Consider the following 530-nt stretch of genomic DNA (forward strand, 5'->3'; position numbering starts at 1 on the left):
TTATATTTAATAGTACTTGATTAAAAGCGCTAGGGGATAGCTTAACTTGATCACAGTGATTCAATTGTTTTTCAAGCGTGCAGCTATATTTTATTTGATTCCAAACAATGTTCAGCGTTTGCTCAATCAAGTCGTTCACAAGAACCACTGACTCTTCTGTCGTCTCTCGAACATAGCCCTTCATACTATTAGTGATCTCTTTTATTCGCGTACCGCCAGTAATGCTTTCGTCGACTAAGCTATTTGCATCGCTTAGCACGAAATCTAGATCCTCAATCTTCAAGGTTTTCTCAATTGAGACAAGAATTTCTTCATGATTTAGCTTTTCTGACTTGGATAACGATCCCATCAAATCAAGGAGTTGCTTCGTGAGCTGATCAAGGAAAAAGATATATTCCTTCAGTGTGCATAAATTACTCATCATAAAACCAACGGGATTATTGATTTCGTGAGCAATGCCAGCCGACATCTGACCTAAACTTGCCATTTTCTCTGTTAATATTAAGGCATCACGTTTTTGACTTAATTCA

The 530-nt window shown here is 37.4% G+C and carries 1 pseudogene; it reads right to left on the reverse strand.

What is annotated here, in order from left to right:
* A pseudogene (locus A3739_RS03950) lies at positions 1-530 on the reverse strand (histidine kinase dimerization/phospho-acceptor domain-containing protein); the annotation flags it as partial.

It is taken from the genome of Oleiphilus sp. HI0067 (assembly GCF_001635735.1).